Origin of the sequence: Labrys sedimenti, from assembly GCF_034424805.1 — a bacterium.
Taxonomy (GTDB): Bacteria; Pseudomonadota; Alphaproteobacteria; order Rhizobiales; family Labraceae; genus Labrys; species Labrys sedimenti.
The window spans coordinates 485,781-500,229 of sequence record NZ_JAXOUF010000002.1 but is presented as its reverse complement, the minus strand read 5'-3'; the positions used below and the strand labels follow the sequence as shown (position 1 = coordinate 500,229).

General features: G+C 64.7%; 13 protein-coding genes and 1 tRNA gene. 7 read left to right on the top strand and 7 right to left on the bottom strand.

Annotated features, from left to right (window positions below; genetic code table 11):
• Positions 1–133 precede the first annotated feature (133 nt).
• The 3 genes from U1R88_RS08790 to U1R88_RS08780 all read left to right on the top strand — a co-directional run bounded on the left by U1R88_RS08790 (position 134) and on the right by U1R88_RS08780 (position 3,136).
• On the top strand, positions 134–1,357 hold the full coding sequence (locus U1R88_RS08790) for an aminotransferase-like domain-containing protein (RefSeq protein ID WP_322431362.1): 1,224 nt from the start codon (positions 134–136) through the stop codon (positions 1,355–1,357).
• Positions 1,358–1,437: 80 nt separating this feature from the next.
• Positions 1,438–1,929 carry a hypothetical protein gene (locus tag U1R88_RS08785; protein WP_322430900.1) on the top strand — a complete coding sequence of 164 codons (492 nt, stop codon included), beginning with the start codon at positions 1,438–1,440 and terminating at the stop codon, positions 1,927–1,929.
• A 301-nt stretch (positions 1,930–2,230) separates the two neighbouring features.
• Entirely contained in the window at positions 2,231–3,136 is a 906-nt protein-coding gene (locus U1R88_RS08780; protein WP_322431361.1) for a substrate-binding domain-containing protein, read from the top strand.
• Positions 3,137–3,223: 87 nt separating this feature from the next.
• Here the strand turns inward: U1R88_RS08780 and U1R88_RS08775 are convergent.
• A tRNA-Gly gene (locus tag U1R88_RS08775) sits at positions 3,224–3,298 on the bottom strand.
• Positions 3,299–3,520: 222 nt separating this feature from the next.
• On the opposite strand from U1R88_RS08775, the gene U1R88_RS08770 reads away from it, so the two are divergent.
• Entirely contained in the window at positions 3,521–5,128 is a 1,608-nt protein-coding gene (locus U1R88_RS08770) for a peptide chain release factor 3 (protein WP_322430899.1), read from the top strand.
• 40 nt (positions 5,129–5,168) lie between these two features.
• Here the strand turns inward: U1R88_RS08770 and U1R88_RS08765 are convergent, their stop codons facing one another.
• Positions 5,169–6,233 (bottom strand): alkene reductase, encoded by a 1,065-nt coding sequence (locus U1R88_RS08765; protein ID WP_322430898.1) that lies wholly within the window; start codon positions 6,231–6,233, stop codon positions 5,169–5,171.
• 144 nt (positions 6,234–6,377) lie between these two features.
• Between U1R88_RS08765 and U1R88_RS08760 the strand changes: the two genes are divergently transcribed.
• Positions 6,378–6,677 (top strand): ArsR/SmtB family transcription factor, encoded by a 300-nt coding sequence (locus tag U1R88_RS08760; RefSeq protein ID WP_068286200.1) that lies wholly within the window; start codon positions 6,378–6,380, stop codon positions 6,675–6,677.
• Between the two features lie 18 nt (positions 6,678–6,695).
• On the opposite strand, the gene ftrA is transcribed toward U1R88_RS08760, so the two are convergent.
• From ftrA to U1R88_RS08740, 4 genes are all read right to left on the bottom strand, one after another.
• Positions 6,696–7,694 carry a transcriptional regulator FtrA gene (ftrA, locus tag U1R88_RS08755; RefSeq protein WP_322431360.1) on the bottom strand — a complete coding sequence of 333 codons (999 nt, stop codon included), beginning with the start codon at positions 7,692–7,694 and terminating at the stop codon, positions 6,696–6,698.
• 130 nt (positions 7,695–7,824) lie between these two features.
• Positions 7,825–8,658 carry an amino acid ABC transporter permease gene (locus tag U1R88_RS08750; RefSeq protein ID WP_322430897.1) on the bottom strand — a complete coding sequence of 278 codons (834 nt, stop codon included), beginning with the start codon at positions 8,656–8,658 and terminating at the stop codon, positions 7,825–7,827.
• Positions 8,659–8,827: 169 nt separating this feature from the next.
• The gene (locus U1R88_RS08745) at positions 8,828–9,640 is read right to left on the bottom strand and encodes a transporter substrate-binding domain-containing protein (RefSeq protein ID WP_322430896.1); all 813 of its coding nucleotides are present in this window, start codon (positions 9,638–9,640) and stop codon (positions 8,828–8,830) included.
• A 243-nt stretch (positions 9,641–9,883) separates the two neighbouring features.
• Positions 9,884–10,894, bottom strand: a complete 1,011-nt coding sequence (locus U1R88_RS08740) for a lytic murein transglycosylase (protein WP_322430895.1) — start codon at positions 10,892–10,894, stop codon at positions 9,884–9,886.
• A 237-nt stretch (positions 10,895–11,131) separates the two neighbouring features.
• Between U1R88_RS08740 and U1R88_RS08735 the strand changes: the two genes are divergently transcribed.
• Entirely contained in the window at positions 11,132–12,070 is a 939-nt protein-coding gene (locus tag U1R88_RS08735; protein ID WP_322430894.1) for a carbohydrate kinase family protein, read from the top strand.
• A complete protein-coding gene (locus U1R88_RS08730) occupies positions 12,067–12,966 on the top strand; it encodes a pseudouridine-5'-phosphate glycosidase (protein ID WP_322430893.1) in 900 nt (299 codons plus the stop codon). The genes U1R88_RS08735 and U1R88_RS08730 overlap by 4 nt, the downstream gene beginning before the upstream one ends.
• 131 nt (positions 12,967–13,097) lie before the next feature.
• On the opposite strand, the gene U1R88_RS08725 is transcribed toward U1R88_RS08730, so the two are convergent.
• Positions 13,098–14,270 (bottom strand): coiled-coil domain-containing protein, encoded by a 1,173-nt coding sequence (locus tag U1R88_RS08725; RefSeq protein WP_322430892.1) that lies wholly within the window; start codon positions 14,268–14,270, stop codon positions 13,098–13,100.
• Between the last annotated feature and the right edge of the window lie 179 nt (positions 14,271–14,449).

The window sequence follows — 14,449 nt, the reverse complement described above, 5'->3', positions numbered from 1 at the left end:
CATAATTTTTCGCAAGTAGGATGCTGCACGCAACATGAGCATCGCGCCCAGAAAAGGGGCAACTCCCTGACAGGAAACGATGCCGTGATCGTATGACGGCAAGCACCTCGCCGCCGTCTATCAGGAGAACAAGATCTTGGACTGGGAAGCGATCTTCGCCACGCGGGCGGGACGGATGCGTGCCTCGGAAATCCGCGAACTTTTGAAACTGCTGGAACAGCCGGACATCATTTCCTTCGCCGGCGGCATTCCCGACCCTGCCTTGTTTCCGAACGAAGCGTTCCGGACGGCCTATGCCAGCGTGCTCGGCGATGTGAGCGCCGGCGCGGCGCTGCAATATTCCACCAGCGAGGGCTTTCCGCCGCTACGCGACTGGGTGGTCCGGCAGATGCAGCGCATCGGAGTCACCTGCGGCCCGGACAACATCCTGATCACCTCCGGCTCGCAGCAGGCGCTCGATTATCTCGGCAAGCTGTTGCTCTCCCCGGGCGATACCGCCCTCGTCACCTGGCCGACCTATCTCGGAGCCCTGCAGGCCTTCAACGCCTATGAGCCGCGCTATGACAGGCTGGCGCCGGTGGAAGGCAACATGACCCCTTCCGCCTATGCCGACGCCGCAGCGAAAGCGGGTGGGCGGGTGAAGTTCGCCTATCTGACGCCGGATTTCGCCAATCCGACCGGTGAGACGCTTGATAGGGCCGGGCGCGAGCGCGTGCTCGATCTCGCGCGCGAACTTGACATCGTGGTGATCGAGGATACCGCCTATCAGTCGCTGCGCTACGACGGCGTCGACGTGCCGCCGATCCTGGCGCTCGACATTGCCCGCGAGGGCCATATCGATGCCACCCGCACCATCTCCTGCGGCAGCTTCTCCAAGACTCTGGCGCCGGGCCTGCGCATGGGTTGGATCTGCGCCGCCGCCGGCGTGATCAGGAAGCTGGTGCTGATGAAGCAGGCCTCGGACCTGCACAGCCCCACCATCAACCAGATGGCAATGCATCATGTGGCCGAGCATGCTTTCCCGGCCCAGGTCGAGAAGATCCGCGGCGCCTATCGCCATCGCCGCGACCGCATGCTGGCCGCTCTCGAACGCCACATGCCGGAGGGCGTGCGCTGGTCGCGCCCCGAGGGCGGCATGTTCGTCTGGGTGACGCTGCCGGACGGCATGGACGGCGCCCGCCTTCTCGCCCGCGCCATCGAGACCGCCCGCATCGCCTTCGTGCCGGGCCAGGCCTTCCATGCCGACGGCTCGGGCGCTAACACGCTTAGGCTCAGCTTCTCGCTGGCCAATGATGCCGCGATCGACCAGGGCATCGAACGGCTCGGCCGCGTCATCCGCGAAGCCGGCGCGGCCTGATTGCAGCGCTCCTGTTTCCTCTGTTATCGGCTCCGGAATGTGCTTAAATCCGGAGCGGGTGCAGTCCACGGAACGGGAACATGACGGCAGAACCGACGAGACCGGCATTGTCCAATCGCCTGATGGATTGGACCGGCCTCGGCCTGCTCTATGCCCTGCTGCTGATCGTCCCTTTCGTCGGGGCGCGCTGGCTCGGCGAGATGCTGCCCTCGATCTTCCATCCCATCGGCCGTATCGTCGCCAATGCCGTGGTGATGCCGTTCTTCTATCTGTGCCTGCATCTCATCCTCCGGCGCTTCGGCGCGCGGGTGCAGAACTTCACCATGCTGGTGGTGCTGATCTACGGCATCGCCACCACTATCGAGCTCCAGCGCGCCTTGCGGACCGGCGACAACAATGCCTGGTTCAGCGCCTTCGTCGCCGCCGTCTATACGCTCGGCTTCGCCGCACTCACCATCAACAGCCTGATCGCCTGGCGGCGCGAAAAGCGCGCCGAACGCCTGGCGGCGGAGCTTGAAGAGGCGGAGCAGCAGGCAGACGCCTTCGCCAAGGCCAGGCAGATCGGGTCCTGATTCAGCCTGTGCCGGCCGGCGAGGACGATCGCGGCTGCCCTCGATCTACCGAAGCAAGGCTCGATCCCGGGTGATGCCGCCGGAGCGAAAAACCTGCCAGCACAAGAATTGTGGAATCAGCGGCATCCGGCCGCGACTGCCGATGTAGGATGTTTCGTCTGGGATGCGCGAACCAGCCCCTAAGGGCCGGGCGCGATCTCACAAGGACAACAAACAATCACATCGGGAGGATCTGATGTCACTGAAAGTTCTCGCCAAGCGGATGGCGCGCTGGGGTCTCGGCGCCGGCGCCGCACTCTGCATGGCGTTCTCGTCTGCGCCATCGCCGGCCGAGGCGGCGCCAAAAACGTTCTACTGGATCTCGCATGGCTCGGCCGCCGACCCGGTCTGGACCTATTTCCTGGCCGGCGCCGAGCAATGGGCCAAGGACACCGGCAACAAGGTCAACACTTCCTTCCACAATGGCGACGTCGCCTCGCAGCAGGAGGCCATCCGGGCCGCAATCGCGGCGGGCGCCGACGGCATCGTCACGGCGAGTCCCGCCGCCGGCAGCCTGGTCAAGCCGGTCGAGGAAGCCAATGCCAAGAACATCCCGGTGATCGCCTTCAACTCCGATGACAAGACGGTCCGCTTTTCCACCTTCGTGGGCGGCGACAACATCAAGGCCGGCGCCGACCATGCCCGCTACCTCGTCGAGAAGGGGCTGGTGAAATCGGGCGACTTCGTCTGGATGCCGGTGGAAGTGCCTGGCGCGACCTATGGCGCCGACCAGGAAAAGGGCATCGCCAGCGTGTTCAAGCCGCTGAACATCAGCTGGGAGGTCACCGATTCGACGCTCGACCAAGCCGACATCATCTCACGCATGAGCGACTACCTCACGGCCAACCGCAGCAAGATCAAGGCGATCCTTCCGCTCGGCGATCTCGTCTCCGGCAGCATCAAGCGCGTGTTCGACCAGGTCGGCGTGAAGCCTGGCGAGATTCCGGTCGTCGGCTGGGGCAATTCGCTCGATACCGCCAACGAGGTGCAGGACGGCTATGTCCTGGCGGCTGCCTGGCAGGACCCGCAGGCCCAAAGCTATCTCGCCCTCTCGCTCGCCGCCATGCAGGCCGGCGGAATCAAGCCCGGCTTCGACATCACCACCGGCTCGATGTACGAAAAGGACAAGGCAGCCGACTTCATCGCCCTGATGGGCAGCAAGAAGTAGAACCGGCGAAATTCCGGCCTGAAATGGCCCCAAAAGCAAAAAGCGGCCCCGAAGGACCGCTTTTTTGTTCTTCCCCGAAGGGACCACTGGAGCGGGCGAAGGGATTCGAACCCTCGACCCCAACCTTGGCAAGGTTGTGCTCTACCCCTGAGCTACACCCGCTTCCGTGGGCCGCAGATGCTCGTTGCATCGGCGTGGGCGCTCTATGCCAAAGCCCGTGACGGATTGCAACAGGCAAGTTTCAGTTTTTTTGCATTGCGTGTTTCATCCACAGGCCGCGCTGACATCGTCGGGGGTGACGCGGACACCGTTTCGTGCCAAAAGCGCGCCAATTCCCGATGATCTCCCCCGCTTTGGGGCTGCAAACTTTTCCTTAGGTCCGCCTTGAACGATCTGTCACACACTTCGGCCCTCACCCCGCTCGCCCGCGAAGTCGAGCGGCGTCGCACCTTCGCCATCATTTCCCATCCGGACGCCGGCAAGACCACGCTGACGGAAAAGCTGTTGCTGTTCGGCGGTGCGATTCAGCTCGCCGGCCAGGTCAAGGCCAAAGCCGAAAAGCGCAACACCCGCTCGGACTGGATGTCGATCGAGCGCGAGCGCGGCATTTCGGTGGTCACCTCGGTGATGACCTTCGAATATGAGGGCCTGGTCTTCAACCTGCTCGACACACCGGGCCATGAGGACTTCTCGGAAGATACCTATCGCACGCTCACGGCCGTCGATTCGGCGGTGATGGTGATCGACGCGGCCAAGGGCATCGAGGCGCGCACGCGCAAATTGTTCGAGGTCTGCCGCCTGCGCGACATTCCCATCGTCACCTTCATCAACAAGATGGATCGCGAGGGACGCGACCCCTTCGAACTGCTCGACGAAATCGAGAAGACGCTGGCGCTCTCCACCGTGCCGATGACCTGGCCGCTCGGCCGCGGCCGCGACTTCGCCGGCACCTACGACCTCACGGCCAGCCATGTGCGCCTGCTCGACAAGGACACCGCGCCGATCCCGGTCGAGGCCGGCGATGCCGCGGCCCTGGCCCGCGCCGTGCCTTCCATCGACGCCGAAGCGGCTTCGGAAGAGATCGCGCTGGTGCAGGAGGCCTGCGGCGAATTCGATCTCGCCGCCTTCCGCGAAGGCCATATGACGCCGGTATTCTTCGGCTCGGCCATCAAGAATTTCGGCGTGGGCGACCTGCTCAAGGGCTTGGGCGACTATGCGCCCCAGCCGCGCGACCAGGCTGCCGCCACCCGCATGGTCGAGGCGACGGAGGACAACCTCTCCGCCTTCGTCTTCAAGATCCAGGCGAACATGGATCCCAATCACCGCGACCGCATCGCCTTCGTACGTCTGTGCTCGGGCAAGCTGACGCGGGGCATGAAGGTGAAGCAGGTGCGCACCGGCAAGTCGATGAGCCTTAACGCGCCGCAATTCTTCTTCGCCCAGGATCGTGCCCTGGCCGAGGAGGCCTATGCGGGCGATGTCGTCGGCATTCCCAACCACGGTGCCCTGCGCATCGGCGACACGCTGACCGAGCGCGAGGAGATCGCCTTCCTGGGTGTGCCGAGCTTCGCCCCGGAAATCCTGCGCCGGGTGCGCCTGCCCGACGCCATGAAGGCCAAGAAGCTCAAGGATGCCCTGCAGGACCTCGCCGAGGAAGGCGTGGTGCAGGTGTTCCGCCCGCGCGACGGCTCCCCTGCCCTGGTCGGCGTGGTCGGCGCCCTGCAGCTCGACGTGCTGCAGGGCCGGCTCGCGGCCGAATATGGGCTGGAAATCCGCTTCGAACCGTCAGAATTCGCGCTGGCGCGCTGGATCTCGGCGCCGACGAAGCTGGAACTCGACAGCTTCGTTTCGTCCCACAATTTCTCGATCGCCGATGATCTCGACGGCGATCCGGTGTTCATGGCCAAATCCGCCTTCGACCTGCGCTACCAAGGCGAGCGATCGCCTTCCATCGTGTTCGCCGACATCAAGGACGTGAAGAAGGCGAAGTGATTTCTGAAGCGCGGACTGGGTGTCCGCGCTTCCGGGAAGGTCACGCCGGCACTTCTTCCAGCGCCGGATAGTCCGTATAGCCTTCGGCGCCCTTGGCGTAGAAGGTCGCGGCATTCCAGGGGGCGAGCGGGGCGCCGAGGGACAGGCGCGCGGGCAGGTCCGGATTGGAGATGAAGAGCTTGCCGAAGGCCGCCGCGTCGGCTTCGCCGCTCTCGACCAAAGCCTCGGCGCTTTCGGCCGTCAGCTTCTCATTGGCGATGAACACGCCCTTGAAATTGCTGCGGATAACCGGGGCGACGCTGGAGCCGTCGGCATATTCGCGGGCGCAGATGAAGGCGATCCCGCGGGCATCCAATTGCCGGGCGACATAGCCGAACAGGGCCGGCGCATCGGAATCGCCCATCGAATGCGAATCGCCGCGCGGAGCGAGATGCATGCCGACGCGATCGGCGCCCCACACCGAAATCACCGCGTCGGTGACCTCGAGCATCAGCCGCGCGCGGTTCTCGATCGAGCCGCCATAGGCATCGGTGCGCTTGTTGGTGGAATCCTGCAGGAACTGGTCGAGCAGATAGCCGTTGGCGCCATGGATCTCGACGCCGTCGAAGCCGGCTTCCTTGGCATTGGCCGCACCCTGGCGATACGCCTCGACGATAGCGGGAATCTCGTCGAGCTCCAGCGCACGCGGCGTGACATAGGGCTTTTCGGGCCTGATCAGGCTGACATGGCCCGCCGGCGCGATGGCGCTCGGGGCAACCGGCAGGGCCCCGTCGAGATAAATCGGATCGGAAATGCGGCCGACATGCCAGAGCTGCAAAGCGATGCGCCCGCCGGCCTCGTGCACGGCCTTGGTGATCACCTTCCAGCCCTCGACCTGCTCCCGCGACCAGATGCCGGGCGTGTCGGGATAGCCGACGCCCGTCGGCGTGACGGCGGTGGCCTCGGTCAGGATCAGGCCGGCCGAGGCGCGCTGGACATAATAGTCGCGCATCAGCGTGTTGGGCACGCGGCCCTCACTGGCCCGGGTGCGGGTCAGTGGGGCCATGATGACGCGGTTGGGCAGATCGAGCGCGCCGATACGAATGGGATCAAGTAAGGAGGGCATTGGAAGAACCTTGTTCCAAATGGCATTTCTGGGCAATCGATTGACACTCCTGCACCTGGCTTACACAGACTTAACTGGTGGTCGGCTCGCCGAGGCGTTAAAGTTTCAAAATTCGATATTCGTCGAATATAGGTAGAAGAACCCATGAAGCAACACCCTCACCCCGATGTGAACGACATCAATCTGATCGGCGTTCTGGCCGCCCTCGGTGATCCGGTGCGGCTGCACATCGTCACCACGCTGCTCGCGGAGGGCGAGAAGGGATCGACGGAATTCGATTGCCAGGTCGCCAATTCGACGCTGAGCCATCACATCAAGCAATTGCGTGAGGCCGGCATCGTCAGCCACCGCAAGGAAGGCACGCGCTGCTTCGTCGCCCTGCGCCCGGATATCGATGAAAAGTTCCCGGGCTTGCTGCAATCCGTGCTGAAGTTTGCCGACTAAATTTCTTGCCCGGAATAGTTATTCCGAGCGGAAGCGCGCCCGATAGGCCGCAGGACTGACGCCCACGCGACGCCGGAAATGATGGCGCATCGTCTCCAGTGAATTGAAGCCGCAACTTGCGGCGATGTCGCCGAGCGAGGCGCCGAGATTGCGCTCGAGCTGCTCGCGGGCCAGCCGCACGCGCTCGGCCACCAGCCATTCGCCCGGCGGCAGCCCAGTCGTCTCCTCGAAGCGGCGCTGGAAGGTACGCTGGCTCATGCCGGAGCGGGCAGCGATCGTCTCGATGCGGTGGGGCGCGACCAAATTCTGGCGCAGCCAATCGATCAAGGGAGCCAGCCGGGCGGACTCACGCTCACGCGGCACAGGCCGCTCGATGAACTGAGCCTGGCCGCCGTCGCGATGCGGAGGCACCACCAGCCGGCGGGCCACGGTGTTGGCGGCATCCGGGCCGAAATCGCGCCGGATCACATGCAGACAAAGATCCAGCGCCGCTGCGCTCCCGGCGGCGGTCATGATGTCGCCAAGGTCGACATAGAGCCGGCCAGGATCGAGTGCGATGGTGGGATGGCGCGCGCCGATATCGGCCGCATAGCGCCAATGCGTCGTCGCCTCCCGACCATCGAGCAGGCCGCAGGCAGCCAGCACGGCAATGCCTGAGCACAGCGACATCAGGCGGGCGCCACGCCGATGCGCGAGCTTGAGGCTGTCGATGAGGTCCGCCGGTACAGGGCTGGCGATACCGCGCCAGCCCGGCACGATGATGAGATCGGCCTCCTCCAGCAATTCCAGGCCGGCATGCGGCTCGACCGTCAGCCCACCCGCCGCATGAAGCGGCCCCGACTCGATGCCGCAGGTGGCATAGCGATACCAGGAGGCCCCCATCTCAGGACGCGGCAGGCCGAAGACCTCATAGGCCACCCCGAATTCGAAGGTGCAGAGGCCATCATAGACGAGCACAGCCACGAGGGGGCCGCTGAGGGAGGGCATGTTTGGCATGATCTTGACGGAGTGTGCCAGCCTGGCCAGACGGATACAAGGGAGTACGGGTCTTCAACCGCCTTGGAGGGTCGATCTCCAGATCGACCTCTTGAAAACGCCGAGCGTGCGGGTAAAGAGGTCGATCTGGAGATCGCCCCTCCAGCTCCCCCTAATCCTGCCGCACCTCGTTGCGGCGCATGCGCTGCTCCAGCCTGCGCACCAGCAGGGTCAGGCCAATGGTCATGGTGAGATAGAAGAAGGCCACCACCGTATAGGTCTCAAAGAAGCGGAAGGTCGAGGCCGTATAGGTCTTGCCGTTCTGGGTGATGTCGGCGATGCCGAGCACGGAGACGAGAGAAGAATCCTTCAGCATGGAGACGAGGTCGTTGCCGAGCGGCGGCGTCATCGTCTTGAACGCCTGCGGCAGCACGATGAGGCGCATGGTCTTGAAGCGCGTCAGGCCGAGCGCCTGGGCCGCCTCGAACTGTCCGGCCGGGATGGACTGGATGCCGCCGCGCACGATCTCGGCGATGAAGGCCGAATAGGCCAGCGTCAGCGCGAAGATCGCCCGCCATTCGAAGCTGAAATCCCGGATGGTGATCTCCGGCATGAAGCCGGCGGCGATGGCCGGGCCGAACAGGGTGACATAGCCTTCGATCAAGGCCGGGCCGACCGCGAAGGCGATGTAATAGAGCAGCACGATCATGGGCACGCCGCGCATGACCTCGACATAGGCCTTGAGCCCCTCCCCCAGCCAGCGCGACCGCGACACCAGCCCGAGCGCCAGAATGGTGCCGAGCACCAGCGAAGCAGCAAAGGCGATCACCGTTACCCGGATGGTGACGAAGAGCCCCTGCCCCACCACGCCGAAGATGATGCGATATTGCTCGCTGGCCAGGCCGCCGATCAGGACGGCCGTCCCCAGCACGATGAGGATCACCAGCCACCAGGGCACTTTCGACAGGAAGGAGGGTGGCGGCGGTGGCGCGTGAGACGTCGTCATGTGAAGGCAGGAAGATCCGGGAGTAAGGCAGGCGGCTCAAGGGTCGAAGCGACGGACAATTTGGTCATTGCGAGCGGAGCGAAGCAATCCAGACTTCGCCGCCAGCAGAAAACTGGATTGCTTCGCTCCGCTCGCAATGACACCGTGGTGTCGAGAAGCCGATCCCGGCTCAGTTCGCGGTCTTGTAGTCGAAGAACCACTTCTTATCGAGCGCCTTGGTCGTCCCATCCGCCTTCATTGCGGCCAGCGCGGCATTGACCGGACCGATGAGATCGGAGCCCTGCTTGAGGATGAAGCCGAACTCGTCATGGCCAAGGCCGTTGCCGACGATCTTGAAGCTGTCCGGCGAGGCGGCGATGTTGCCCTCGGCGCCGGCCTTGTCCATCAGCACCGTATCGACATCGCCCGATTTGAGCGCCTGCACCGAGGCCCCGAAGGTCTCGAACAGCTTAAGCCGCGGGCTTTTGTCGTTGCCGCCGAGCAGGTCGGTGACCGAGACGAAGAAATTGGTGGTGCCGGACTGGGCGCCGACGAAAAGCTTGTCATCGGCCGCAAAGCTCTTGGAATCGGTGAAGCGCTTTTCGTCGGCCCGCACCAGCATGAACTGTTCGGACACCATGTAAGGGTCGGAGAAGGCGATCTGTTTCTTGCGCTCGTCGGTGATGGAGATGCCGTCCATGCCGATGTCGAACTGGCCATTCTGCACCGCCTGGATCATGGCGTCCCAGGACGAGGTCTTCCACTCGACCTTGGCATTGAGCCGCTTGCCGATCTCGTTGATCGCGTCATATTCCCAACCGATGCCCTGCCCCGTCTTGGGATCGGTGAAGTTCAACGGGAAATAGGCATTCTCGGTGACGGCGACGATGGTGCGGCCCTTCAGGTCAGGCAGCGTCTGGGCCTCGGCCGGCCCCTGGGCCAGTCCTAGGGGAACGGCCAAGGCTGCGATGGCGCCAAGGGCGAGAAAGGTGCGGCGAAGCATCGGGAAACTCCGGTGTGGCGGGCTCAAGCCGCAACCTTGCCACGCGGGTTTCATGCCGAACAGGGGATTTTCACGGTCCCCACATGGAAAAGGCGGGGAGACGGGGCCGATGTGCCGATCTTCAGATCGGCATTCTCAGTTCCGGAGCGGCGGAAAGATGCCGATCTGAAGATCGGCACACCAACCCCGCGCTTGCCCGGCAAGACCGCCCCCGTGGGCAGGCCACCGCTCCGGAAATTTCCGCTATTCCGCGATCTTGGTGGCCAGCAGCGCGACCGTCTTGCGATAGAGCTCGCTGCCGTTCCAGGCCTTGAGGGCGTCGAAATTCGGCTCGCCGGGATTCCAGCCGGCGCCACGCTGCCAGCGGCCCGACAGGAACTTGGCGACCGAGCCGATCACGTCGGCCTGGCTCTTGACCAGATCCTTGTGGCCATCGCCGTCGAAATCTACGGCATGCTTGAGATAGGAGGTCGGCATGAACTGGACCTGGCCGATCTCACCGGCCCAGGCACCGCGCATCTCGTGCAGCGGCACGTCGCCCTTGTCGACGATGGTGAGGGCGGCAATCAGTTCGGGGCGGAACTTGTCACCGCGGCGGCAATCGAAGGAGAGGGTTGCCAGCGAGCGGATGCTCTCGAACTTGCCGACATTGGCCCCGAAATCGGTCTCGAGCGCCCAGAGAGAAGCGATGATCGGCGCCTGCACGCCATATTCGGCTTCGGCCTTGTCGAACACTGCCTGGTATTTCTTGATCACCTGCTTGCCGCGCTTGATGCGATAGGCATTGACCATGCGGCCCGAGAACTCCTCGAAGGTCTGCGAAAAGGTCTTCCGCTGGGCGCGGTCGAGCCCGATCACCTTGGGATCGTAGGTAACGCCCTCCAGGGCGGCCATGCCCTGGGCGCCAATGCCCCTGGCCGCGGCATCCTTCTTGAAATTTTCCAGCCACGCCGGGAAGCCGGCGGGATCGGTCGGCGTGGTGCAGGCCTGCACCTGGGGCTGCGCCTGCCCCTGTGGCTGGCCTTGCGGCTGGGGCTGTGCGGCGGGCTGCGCCCCGGATTGCGGCTGAGCTTGAGGCTGGGCTTGAGGTTGGGCTTGGGGCTCAGACTGGCCTTGAGGCTGCGGTTGGGCTTGAGGTTGTGGCTGGGCTTGAGGTTGTGGCTGGGCCTGGGGCGACGAAGGCTGCGGCTCCGTCTGGGCCAGGGCTGGCGAGGCCATCAGCAACAGGGCGGCAAGCAAGGGGGCAGTGCGCATGAAATCATCTCGGAGGGAAGAAGAGCCACAAAAGCCAAACAAGAATGCGCAAAATGTGGCGGTTGCCGGGAAAGAGCAAGGCCTGTCCCGGATGCGCTTGGAAGGCGGGATTCTCATGACGGCAATCGCAGCGTGACGCAAGAGGAAAGCGGCAACCGGCGGAGCGTCGCATTGTTGCGGGCGCGAATCTGTGGCACGGGAAGCGTTTTCGGGCCTATGGGCCCGTCGCGAGGAGCCATGGCCTATCGTCCCGTTCTATGTGCAGGGGGCTGCGTCATCGACCGTGTCGGCGAGACCGCCGATGCGAAGGAGCGCCTCTACACCTCGAACATCGGCACGATGCGCACCAGCCTGGGCGGTGTCGCCCGCAACGTGGCTGAGAATCTGGCGCGCCTGGGCATCGAGGTCGGCCTCGTCTCACTGGTCGGCGACGATCTGGAGGGGCGGCGTGTCGTCGAGGAAAGCAACCGGGCCGGCATCGACATGAGCTCCGTCAGGCTGGCCGCCGGAGCCACCACCGCCTCCTACACCGCCATTTTCAGCGGCGAGGGCGAATTGGTGATCGGTCTCGCCGACATGGCGATCTTCGACCGGATAGAGCCCGAAACCATCACCGCCCAGATGGTCAGCTTTCCTCCGGAAGGCTATGTGTTCGCCGACGCCAACCTGCCGCCAGCCGCTTTGCAGGCCGTGGCGGAGACCAAAGGTGCCCGCCCCCTCGCCTGCGTGCCCGTCTCGGTGCAGAAGCTGGCCAGGCTCGTACCGATCCTGGCCTCGATCGATATCCTCTTCCTCAATCTCTACGAGGCGCGCGCTTTGCTCGGAAGCGAGGAGGAAGCGGAAGCCCTGGCTACAAGGCTCGCGGCGGGCCCGGCGCCACGCGGCCTGCTCACCCTCGGCCCGCGCGGAGCCCTGGCCTGGGAAGCGGGCAAGGTAACCCCTATCGCCGCGCTGGCCTCCCGCCCGACCAACGTCAACGGGGCCGGCGATGCGCTGGCCGGGGCCACGCTCGCACGCCTCGCCGCCGGCGACGACTTCCTCATGGCGGCCCACCGGGCCATGGCTGCCGCAGCCCTCACGGTCGAGTCGCCCCAGACCGTGCGTTCCGATCTCACCATGCAGGCCGTGCTGGCCCGCTACATCAATTCCCATCCAACCGAAACGATAGCATCATGACGTCCATTGCTCATTCCGCCGCTGTCTCTGCCGCCCTCAAGGCCGGCAAGCCGGTCGTCGCGCTGGAATCCACCATCATCACCCATGGCATGCCCTGGCCCCAGAACGTCGAGACGGCCCGCAAGGTCGAAGCGGCGGTCAGGGCCGGCGGTGCCGAGCCGGCAACCATCGCCGTGCTCGACGGCGTCATTCATGCCGGGCTGGAGGACAGCCAGCTCGAAGCCATGGGCAAGGCTACCGGCTTCCTGAAGCTCAGCCGTGCCGACCTCGGCTATGCCGTCGCCACGGGCAAGAACGGCTCCACCACGGTGGCCGCCACCATGATCGCCGCCGACCGGGCCGGTATCCGCGTCTTCGCCACCGGCGGCATCGGCGGCGTGCATCGCGGCGTCGAGAAGACCTACGACATCTCGGCCGATCTGCAGGAACTGGCGCGCACGCCGGTCTGCGTCGTCTGCGCCGGCGCCAAGGCCATCCTCGACCTGCCCAAGACGCTGGAGACCCTGGAGACGCTCGGCGTGCCGGTCGTCGGCTATGGCTCCGACGAATTCCCCGCCTTCTGGAGCCGCAAGAGCGGCCTGGCGGCACCGATGCGCCTCGACGACCCCGCCGACATCGCCGCCCTGATCCGAGCCCGCGCGGAATTGCGGCTCGACGGCGGCGTGCTGGTCGGCAACCCCATCCCGCCGGCCGACGAGATCGCCGCCAACGAGATCAATCCCGCTATCGAAGCGGCCGTGGACGAAGCCGATGCCATGGGCATTTCCGGCAAGGCTCTCACGCCTTTCCTGCTCTCACGCATGCTCGACCTCACCGAGGGGCGCAGCCTGATCGCCAATATCGCCTTGGTGGAGAACAATGCGCGCCTGGCGGCGAAGATCGCCGCCGCGCTGTAATATCAGCCCGGTCACTGACGGGAGTGACGAATGCTCCCGCCACTCTGCTACTTCGGCGGCGCGCCGATCGACCAGGTGTGACCGAAGGAATCCTTGCGCAGCCATACCGTCGAAATGCGTTGAGAGCGTGGTCAGTTCGGCCGGGCTTCCTGGCTTGCCTGTGCTGCCTGGTCCTGTGCAGCCGGATCATTCGCTGCCTGACGCTCCGGTCCGGGCACCACACCGACGGCCCGGCGGGTTGCCGCCTCGCGGGCGATTTCGGCAGCGACCTGCGCCATTTCGCGGCGAAGAAGGCTGTTGTCGGCCTCGATGCGCAGCCAGGATTCATGGGCTTCCTCGCGAAGAGCGGCAAGCTCGGCCTGCAAGCGGGCCCGCTCGATCTTCAGGGCACCGATTTCTTCCTCGGCGGCGCTCGGCTCCGCACTGCGGCGCAGGCGATTGAGCTCGGCGATCAGTTCGGCCTCCCGTCCCCCCGCCAGGGCCAGCCGGGCATCGCGTTCGGCCAATAGGGCATCCTTGCGGCGCAGATCCGCCTCCCAGTCCGAAAGTCGGACCAGGCTGTCAGATCGCTCGGTTTCGGCTGCCTGTCTCTTGTCGGCCATCGCCTGCAATTCGCGCTGCAACGAGGCCGTCCGCGCCTCGAGTGCGGCGATCGCAGTGTCGCGCCGCATCAGCTCGATCGACTGGGTGGCGAGGCGGTCATTCTTGCCGGAAGCCAGTTCCAGCGCCTCCTGCAATTCGTGCTGATGCAGAACCGCGCCATCCTCCGCCGCACCGAGCTTGGTACGAAGAGCGACCAATTCGATGCGCAGGCTGTCATTGCTTTCCTGCGCCGCGGCAAGCTCGCGGCCGTGATCGAGGGCTTCGTCATCGCGCAGCGCAATGGTCACTCGCGCCGCCGCCAGCTCCGCCTTCAGCGCCGCAACCTCCTGCTGGGCGGCGAGCACGTCGCGCTGGCCATTGGCTGCACCGTCTTCCAATTGACCAAGCCTGGCGGCATCGACCCCGAGCAGGGCCTCGAGCCGGCGCAGCCTTTCACTCTGACGGCCATAGTCGGCCATCAGCTGATGCCGCTGGGCGCGCTCATGCTCGGCTTTCTGTTCAAGGCGACGGTGTCGCATGGCCGCTTCCGCCCGGACGTGATCCTGGGCGGCCCGCACCTGTGCCATCGACAGGGGCAAAGCGGTTTCCATTTCACGACGGATCAAGCGACGCGCACGTCCCCAGATCGCAGGCACCATGGCCAGTGCGGCCAAGGCAGCGAGCGCTGCTCCGAGGAAAAAGGCAATCGCATAATCGAGCACGGCAGAGTCTCAGTACGGCGATATCTTCGCCGTACTATACGTCAATTCGACGACAATGCAGGATGAAAACGCACAGCGTGCTTAAAATCGCACTTGGATGTCCAACTAGCATCCATTGCGTACGGTTTGTATAGATGATCTGACCGCAGCACTGGTATCTGCATTTCCTTGCTGGGATG

Coding starts and splice junctions, on each gene's coding strand:
- U1R88_RS08765 (WP_322430898.1), bottom strand. CDS start 6,233: ATGCCCTCCTTACTTGATCCCATTCGTATCGGCGCGCTCGATCTGCCC.
- U1R88_RS08735 (WP_322430894.1), top strand. CDS start 11,132: ATGGCCTATCGTCCCGTTCTATGTGCAGGGGGCTGCGTCATCGACCGT.
- U1R88_RS08745 (WP_322430896.1), bottom strand. CDS start 9,640: ATGCTTCGCCGCACCTTTCTCGCCCTTGGCGCCATCGCAGCCTTGGCC.
- U1R88_RS08785 (WP_322430900.1), top strand. CDS start 1,438: ATGACGGCAGAACCGACGAGACCGGCATTGTCCAATCGCCTGATGGAT.
- U1R88_RS08730 (WP_322430893.1), top strand. CDS start 12,067: ATGACGTCCATTGCTCATTCCGCCGCTGTCTCTGCCGCCCTCAAGGCC.
- U1R88_RS08750 (WP_322430897.1), bottom strand. CDS start 8,658: ATGACGACGTCTCACGCGCCACCGCCGCCACCCTCCTTCCTGTCGAAA.
- U1R88_RS08740 (WP_322430895.1), bottom strand. CDS start 10,894: ATGCGCACTGCCCCCTTGCTTGCCGCCCTGTTGCTGATGGCCTCGCCA.
- U1R88_RS08760 (WP_068286200.1), top strand. CDS start 6,378: ATGAAGCAACACCCTCACCCCGATGTGAACGACATCAATCTGATCGGC.
- U1R88_RS08780 (WP_322431361.1), top strand. CDS start 2,231: ATGGCGTTCTCGTCTGCGCCATCGCCGGCCGAGGCGGCGCCAAAAACG.